The organism is Streptococcus parasanguinis, assembly GCF_001578955.1.
Taxonomy (GTDB): Bacteria; Bacillota; Bacilli; order Lactobacillales; family Streptococcaceae; genus Streptococcus; species Streptococcus parasanguinis_U.
Genome location: NZ_KQ969690.1, coordinates 61,157 through 68,995, shown reverse-complemented (window position 1 = coordinate 68,995; position 7,839 = coordinate 61,157). Strand labels below are relative to the sequence as shown.

Below are 7,839 nucleotides of genomic sequence, written 5' to 3'. Positions count from 1 at the left end.
TTCTTCTAGCTCAAAACCAAAGCTTCGATAAACCCCAGCCCAGACCGTTGCCTGAATAACCGCTTTTTCATCCTTTAATGAAAAATACTGGTGGTTGGGACGTTTTCGGAAATTGGAGACCTGCCCTGTCAGATAAACCCTTTCCAAATAGGGATCCTTATCAAATTTTAATTTCAAATATTTGGTCAAACTTGATACGGATAAATAGTTGGACATAGGAACTCCTTTCTGCAGAATATGATCAAGTTTAATTATACCAAAAAACACCAAAAAAGGCTGGCAGACAAAGCGAAATCATGAATTTCCTTTCTCTACAAGCCTCATTTTATTCAAGTTGCTCTCTATTTGTCTGTTTGACACCAGCATCCTTATTTTTCACACTTCTCTAACCGTTCAATAAAGGAGCTAAGAAGCGCTTGGGGTTCCCCTTCATTTGGATAGGCATAGCTAATATAGAAGACTGTTTTTTCCTCTTCAACCAGCGGAATTTTGACAACATTTGGATATTCTGGAAAGAGAGTCAGATCGGTCATGAGACCAATTCCCAAATTTTCTTCGATGAAACTCAAGACCAAGTTGGAATCGGTCAAGACAACCGTAAACTGGGCCAAATCATCAAAGCGAGCATTCAAACGTTTAAAAGCCGTCATGTGCACATGATGCTCATCTAACAGAATAAAGGTCTCCTCTAACACCTCTTTAAAAGAAATTTCCTTGCGATCTGCTAGTGGATGATCCTTTGAAACAATCACAAAAAATTCTTTTTTATACAGGAGCTGACTGGTCAAATGCGCGTGCGAAATGGGCTCTAAGCTTCCCAATAGACTAAAATCTAAATCTCCACACACCAATAAACGCATCAAATCCCTGGAACCTAATTGCACCAATTGTGATTGACGAAAAATCTCAAGCTCTTCATCATGCGTCCCAAATTTTTTCATGATATCGCTGGTGATCAATGGCGGTAGTCCAATGCGCAACAGATTCTTTTTACTGCGTTCAACAGCTTTTTCTGTCTTTTCAATTTCGATCAAAACTTCTCGCGCGTGATTGGCTAAAACCTTCCCCGGCTGAGTTAGGTGCAAAACACGATTAGAAGACGATTTTTCTACCAACTGACAAGCATAGTGATCCTCCAAACGCTTGATGGCATAGGTCACAGTCGGTTGACTCACTTGAAAATAATGCGCCACGTCTGTATAAGACTTTAATTTCGACAGTTGATAAAAATATTCCAAGTCTCGGATATTCATCTCTATCCCTCCATTTCTACAATTTCCATTTCCTTCATTCTAACACAAAACTCTTACTTATAAAATTTTTTTATAAGGACAAGGGAAGTTGACTATAAGAATTACAGAAGACTATAATGGCTTGCGTGAGAAAAAATCTTACAGATAAATTATTTATGAGGAGTATTTCGCAATGAAATCACATGAAATTTTAAACAATCCTTTCTTGAATAAAGGAACTGCTTTCACAATGGAAGAACGTAAAGAACTTGGCCTGATTGGTCTTCTTCCTCCATATGTTCAAACCATCGAAGAACAAGCTGAACAAGCTTACCAACATTTCTTGCGCAAACCATCAGACCTTGAAAAACGTCTTTTCTTGATGGAAATTTTCAATACAAACCGTACTCTTTTCTACTACCTCTTTAACCAACACATCGTTGAGTTCAACCCAATCGTCTATGATCCAGTGATCGCAGACACCATTGAACAATATTCTGAACTTTTTGTAGACCCACAATATGCCGCTTACCTTGATATTAACCACCCAGAAAATATCGAAGAAACATTAAAAATGCGGCTGGCGATCGTGATATCCGCTTGATCGTTGCAACTGATGCAGAAGGAATCCTTGGGATCGGTGACTGGGGTGTCCAAGGGGTTGACATCTCTGTCGGAAAACTCATGGTCTACACTGCTGCTGCAGGCATTGATCCAGCTTGCGTTATGCCTCTTGTCATCGATGCTGGTACCAACCGTGAAGAATTGTTGAACAATCCAATGTATCTGGGGAACCGTCATGAACGTGTTCGTGGTGAAAAATACGATGCCTTTATCGATCAATTCGTTCAAACAGCTGGAAAACTTTTCCCTAAATTGTACCTTCACTGGGAAGACTTCGGTCGTTCAAATGCGGCTGATATCTTGAACCGTTACAAGAAAGAAATCCCAACTTTCAACGATGATATTCAAGGAACTGGGATCGTTGTCTTGGGTGGTATCTTTGGAGCGATGGATATCACTGGTGAAAAATTGACAGACCAAGTTTACCTTTGCTATGGTGGTGGTTCTGCTGGTGCTGGTATCGCAGACCGTGTTCACGCTGAAATGGTTGCTGAAGGACTTTCTCCAGAAGAAGCTTACAAACGTTTCTTCATGATCGATAAACAAGGTCTTTTGTTTGACGATATGGAAGATTTGACGCCAGCTCAAAAACCATTTGCTAAAAAACGTGCTGACTTCGAAGGTAAAGGCGATATGACCAATCTTCTTGAAGTGATCAAAACAGTGAAACCAACAATCTTGGTCGGAACTTCTACAAACCCAGGTGCCTTCACTAAAGAAGTGGTTGAAGCCATGTGTGAAAACACTGAACGCCCAGTGATCTTCCCAATTTCTAACCCAACCAAGAAATTGGAAGCAACAGCCCAACAAGTCATTGAATGGTCAGACGGTAAAGCCTTTGTCGCTACCGGTGTCCCTTCAGGAACCATCAGCTACAAAGGTGTGGACTACGAAATCGGTCAAGCCAATAACGCTTTGATCTACCCAGGGCTTGGTCTTGGTATGTTGGCCTCTGAAGCCAAATTGTTGACAGATGAAATGATCGGGGCAGCTGCTCACTCATTGTCCGGTATTGTCAATCCAGGTCAACCAGGTGCGCCAGTCCTTCCACCATTCCAATATGTAGCTGACGTGTCTATCAAGGTAGCAGAAGCTGTTGCCAAGAAAGCTCAAGAACAAGGGCTTGCACAAGCTAAAGAAACAGATATGGCCAAAGCTGTACGTGACCTTAAATGGTATCCTAAATACTAATAAGGAGCTGACTGAACAACCATGAAAAAATTGAATGAAATCAACATTTCCGGTGTCAGTCTTCCTCTATATGCATTCATCGTCATCGTTCTTGCGGTGACGATTGCTATGGGGAAACTCCCACTCAATATGCTTGGACTAACCCTCCTTTTGGTCGCCATGGGGCACCTTTTCTACTTTATCGGTGAGAAACTTCCAATTATGAATTCTTACCTAGGTGGTGGATCCGTCTTCACCCTACTAGGAGCTACTCTTCTAGCGACCTTCCATGTTATTCCAGCAAATATTATCACAGCCACCAAAGGCTTTTTGGGAGATTCCTTTGGCTTTCTTGATTTTTATATCGCAGCCTTGATTTGTGGGGCTATTCTAGGGATGAATCGCAATCTCTTGGTAAAAGCTTCCGCTCGCTTTATTCCTGTTTCCTTGGTCACCATGGTCATTGGGGCTCTCTCTGTTGGGATCATTGGAAGCCTTTTGGGACAAGGATTTGGACATTCGATTCTCTATGTTTCATTCCCACAAATGGTCGGAGGAATGGGAGCTGGAATCCTGCCTCTTTCAAAGATATACGCTGCTAATCTCCATGGAAGCCAAGCAGCCATCTTCTCTCAATTGGCACCCGCTACCACACTTGGTAATATCCTTGCCATCATTGGAGCTGTTTTGATCGTCAAAATCTTTGCAGACAGTCCTTACAATGGTCACGGTGTCTTGATTCCCGTCAATAAAGATGAATTGAAGAAAGAAAAACTCACACTTGATCCGACCCAAATCGGAGTTGGAATGATGTTTGCCTTTAGTATTTTTCTTCTCGGGGTCATCTGCAATGCCTTTGTTCCAAAAATCCACAGTTATGCCTTCATGATTATCATCGTCTTTATCCTGAAAGCTTTCAATGCTGTCCCAAAACCTTTGGAAAACTGTGTGGTCATGTTCAACCAAGTCATTATGACTAACCTCACCCATGCAGTCCTAGCTGGGATCGGTCTTTCCTTGATTGACCTTTCAACTCTCGCTAAGGCGATGACCTGGCAATTCATTCTCCTAAGCTTGACATCTGTTCTAGCTATGGGGCTTGCTTCTGCTTTGATCGGAAAACTGGTTGGATTGTATCCAGTCGAGACTGCTATCGGATCTGGTATGATCAATAACTCTATGGGAGGAACCGGAAATATCGCTGTTCTCTCCGCATCTGATCGTATGGAAATGATCGCCTTCGCCCAAATGGCCAACCGACTGAGCGGTGCTATCATCCTCATTCTCGGAGGACTCCTCGCTTCCATTCTTTCCTAATACAAAAGACAAGTCCTGTGACTTGTCTTTTTCTTCTTTAGGAGGCTATTGATTTCCTATTTTTGATAGGTTTTTACGACCCAATTGACCCCTTCATCTGCCGTGAGGGTATAGAAGGGATTCTGACTCGTTTCATAAAAGGTCATGGATAGAGTTTTACCATCCACAAATACTTCGATGGAGTTGGTATCGCGAATGATCGAAAAATGATGATCCTTTTCAGCATTTAACTGAATCCATCTCGATTGAAATACTGGATTTTCTTTTCCAGAAATGGGGTGCCCAAATTGGTCTCGACTTAAGCTAAAGCGTTTTTGAGAGGCGTCGTAAACCAATTGCAAGACACTATCAGGATCGGTTTCATCGCCATATCCAAGGATAAAGGAGCGACCCGGTTTGGCATTTAGTTCAAACAAGGTTTGTTTCCCTTTCGCTGGGATCGTGATCTGATTGGCCTTAACAATGGTTTCTGACGCATGCTCTACAAGAAAGTGTTCTTTCACTGACTCAGGTAACCCCTGAACCAATCGTCCGTTTTTCAGAGACAATTTTCTTGGAAGAGTCATACTACCTGCCCACCCATGAGCTAAATCATGACTGGGGATAGACCGGTGCCACATTTGCATCCAGGCAACCATGTATCGTTCGCCATTTGGTCCTTGACAAGTTTGAGGGGCATAGAAATCCAAACCACCATCGATTTCATCATAGGAATCGACATGAAAGCGCCCTGTTTCCCAATTCATGTCACCGATAAAGGCAACCGTCGAATTTAAGTTCCAGTATTTTTCTTGCTGCCTTTCCATTTCAATGGGAGACAGGATCAAGACCCATTTGCCATCTAAAGGGAAGAAATCGGGACACTCCCACATAATCCCTTGCCCTTTTTCACCTTCTAAAAGAACTGATGTAAAGGTCCAATCTACTAGATTACTTGATGCAAATAGGAGAATTTGACCTCTGTCATCCGGTGTCTTAGAAGCAACGACAGCGTAATAGTTTCCTTGGTATTCAAATACTTTAGGATCACGAAAATCTGCAATATCTGCGATCCCATCAATATGTTGAGCATGGATCACTGGATTAGTAGGCAACTTTTCAAAGGTAATGCCATCTGTCGAAACCGCAAGACACTGCGTCTCTTCTCGCTTTTCCTCATCGTCTACATGACCCGTATACAGCAAATAGAGCTTGTCATCTTTCACAATAGCAGAACCAGAGAAACAACCATCCTTATCATAGCTTTCACTTGGTGCTAAAGCTACTGGCAGTTCTTCCCAATGGAGAAGATCTTTTGATTTAGCATGCCCCCAATGCATGGGACCCCAAACACTATCATAGGGATAGAATTGGTAAAACAAATGGTATTCCCCACGGAAATAAACAAAGCCATTTGGATCGTTCATCCAGCCGATTGGAGGTAGCAAATGAAATGCTCCTCTATATTGCTGGTTAACCTTCTCCCTGTTTTCATCGATATACTGATTTGCTTTTCGAATGCTTTCCTTCATACTGATCACCTACTTAATACCTGTACCAGATCCACCTAGACCTTGAATAATATATTTTTGTGCTACGATATATACTAGAATAAGTGGAATTGTAGAAATTGTCAAAACAGCCATTACTTGATTGATATAAACTGGTTGAGTTGTATTAATGGTTGTAATCGCCACCTGCATTGAAAATTTTGACGAATCGGTTAAAACCATCAACGGCCAGATATAATCATTCCAACTAGAAATAAAGGAAAGAACACCAACTGTTGCAACCGCCGGTTTCGACATAGGCAACATAATCTTGAAAAAGATCCGTAAGATACTTGCACCATCTATTTTTGCAGATTCGATAATTTCTTCTGGAATGGCAATAAAGAAGTTTCGGAAAAGATAAATATTAAAGACACTAGCTAATCCAGGGATAATAACCGCTAAACGATTATTGACTAAGCCAAGTGAATTAATAATTGTAAATTGAGGAATCAACACTGTTTCCATCGGAATGATTAACAATGCCAATAAAAAGCCAAACAGAATTTTTTTACCTGTAAAATTAATTTTTGCAAATGCAAATCCCGCTAAGGCGTTTACAATAATAGACCCCAGTGCAAATGTTCCTGCATAAAAAATACTGTTCCCTAGATATGTTAGAATACTAAAACGGGCAAGAACCTCTTGGTAGGGTTTAAACCAATCAGCTGGATTAAAACTAGGTAAGAATGCTTTCCAACTTGTTAAATTCTTATACACATCTGCTTCTGGCTTCATTGCTGAAACCACCATCCAGATCATAGGAAATAGAAAGAGGCCTGCTAATAGAATTAATAAAACATATTCTAAAATAGTAGTCGGTTTTAAACGTTTCATCCTAATCATCCTCCTTCAAAACTCGCCGTTGTACAAGACTAATCATACCAATCAATGTTGTAAATACTAAGGCAATTGAACTTGAGTAACCAACAAGACGGTCAGTGAAACCTTGTTGATAAATGTAATATACCATAGTGATTGTTGAGTTCAATGGACCACCTTGAGTCATGACCATTGGTTGCACAATCAATTTAAATGCTGAAATCAATGTCGTCAAGAGTACAAATAAGGCAGTTGTTTTCAATAAAGGCATCGTGATATATCTAAATTGAGCCCATTTTGAAAATCCATCCAACTCTGCCGCCTCATAAATATCTTGTGGAATATTTTGCATTCCTCCAAGGAATAACAACATTTGATAACCTGCACCTTGCCATGCAGAAACAAATACAATGGCATACATGGCTTGTTTTGGACTTGTCAAGAATGGTTGTGAAGAAATACCAATTTTATTCAGTAGAGCATTGAGCAAACCATTATTTGGATTTAACAAGTATAACCATAGGATAGAGATAACGACAAGAGACATCACAACAGGAGCAAAGAATGCTACCTTAAAGAACATGTTTCCTTTACGTTTCTTATTTACGATTAAGGCCATACCAAGGGCTGCCCCAAGTTGTACTGGAATGATCCAAACAACAAATTTCAATGTATTCAAGAAGCTTTTTATAAAGATCGGATCTTGTGCTAAACGCATGAAATTTTGTAGCCCTACAAATTTTCTGTCCTCTGGTGTCAATAGGTAATAATCTGTAAAGGCATAATAGATGACCATACCAACAGGTATCACCAAAAAGATAAAAAGTAATACTAATGCTGGAGCTAAAAAGCTATAGCCCATAATATTTTCTTTAAGACGTTCTTTCTTTTTTGTTTCGACTTTCTTTGTTTCGCTCATTGTTCGTCTCCTAAGATGAAATCATTAAATAAAATAAGGTGGAAGGTACATTTTATTACTTACCTTCCACCTTTTAAATGCCAACTATTTATTTAAAGATTGGTCAATTGCCGTTTGCATTTCTTTCGCACGAGCATCTAATACTTTTTGTACATCTGGATTATCTTTATAATAGCTGATATCTTGCATTGCTTGTTGGAAAGCGCGTGAAACTTGTGGATAAGCT

6 protein-coding genes and 2 pseudogenes are annotated in these 7,839 nt (G+C 40.3%); 2 read left to right on the top strand and 6 right to left on the bottom strand.

Going from position 1 to position 7,839, the window contains the following annotated elements; genetic code table 11:
* Nucleotides 1-216: exodeoxyribonuclease VII large subunit (locus tag SPADD19_RS12555; RefSeq protein ID WP_241496465.1), on the bottom strand; the 216-nt coding region annotated here is incomplete at its 3' end.
* Nucleotides 217-368: 152 nt separating this feature from the next.
* Nucleotides 369-1,253, bottom strand: coding sequence for a LysR family transcriptional regulator (locus SPADD19_RS04130; RefSeq protein WP_061455304.1), 885 nt, complete (start codon nucleotides 1,251-1,253; stop codon nucleotides 369-371).
* A gap of 172 nt (nucleotides 1,254-1,425) precedes the next feature.
* Between SPADD19_RS04130 and SPADD19_RS04125 the strand changes: the two are divergent.
* A pseudogene (locus SPADD19_RS04125) lies at nucleotides 1,426-3,047 on the top strand (malolactic enzyme).
* A gap of 21 nt (nucleotides 3,048-3,068) precedes the next feature.
* Nucleotides 3,069-4,343 (top strand): 2-hydroxycarboxylate transporter family protein, encoded by a 1,275-nt coding sequence (locus tag SPADD19_RS04120; RefSeq protein WP_061455303.1) that lies wholly within the window; start codon nucleotides 3,069-3,071, stop codon nucleotides 4,341-4,343.
* 56 nt (nucleotides 4,344-4,399) lie between these two features.
* Here SPADD19_RS04120 and SPADD19_RS04115 read toward each other — a convergent pair whose 3' ends face one another.
* The 4 genes and pseudogenes from SPADD19_RS04115 to SPADD19_RS12550 form a co-directional block, all read right to left on the bottom strand.
* Entirely contained in the window at nucleotides 4,400-5,854 is a 1,455-nt protein-coding gene (locus tag SPADD19_RS04115) for a glycoside hydrolase family 32 protein (RefSeq protein ID WP_061455302.1), read from the bottom strand.
* A gap of 9 nt (nucleotides 5,855-5,863) precedes the next feature.
* Complete coding sequence (locus SPADD19_RS04110) at nucleotides 5,864-6,709, bottom strand: carbohydrate ABC transporter permease (RefSeq protein WP_161800641.1); 846 nt, start codon at nucleotides 6,707-6,709, stop codon at nucleotides 5,864-5,866.
* A 1-nt stretch (nucleotide 6,710) separates the two neighbouring features.
* Complete coding sequence (locus SPADD19_RS04105; protein ID WP_061455301.1) at nucleotides 6,711-7,613, bottom strand: carbohydrate ABC transporter permease; 903 nt, start codon at nucleotides 7,611-7,613, stop codon at nucleotides 6,711-6,713.
* 84 nt (nucleotides 7,614-7,697) lie between these two features.
* Nucleotides 7,698-7,839: pseudogene (locus SPADD19_RS12550) on the bottom strand (ABC transporter substrate-binding protein); the annotation flags it as partial.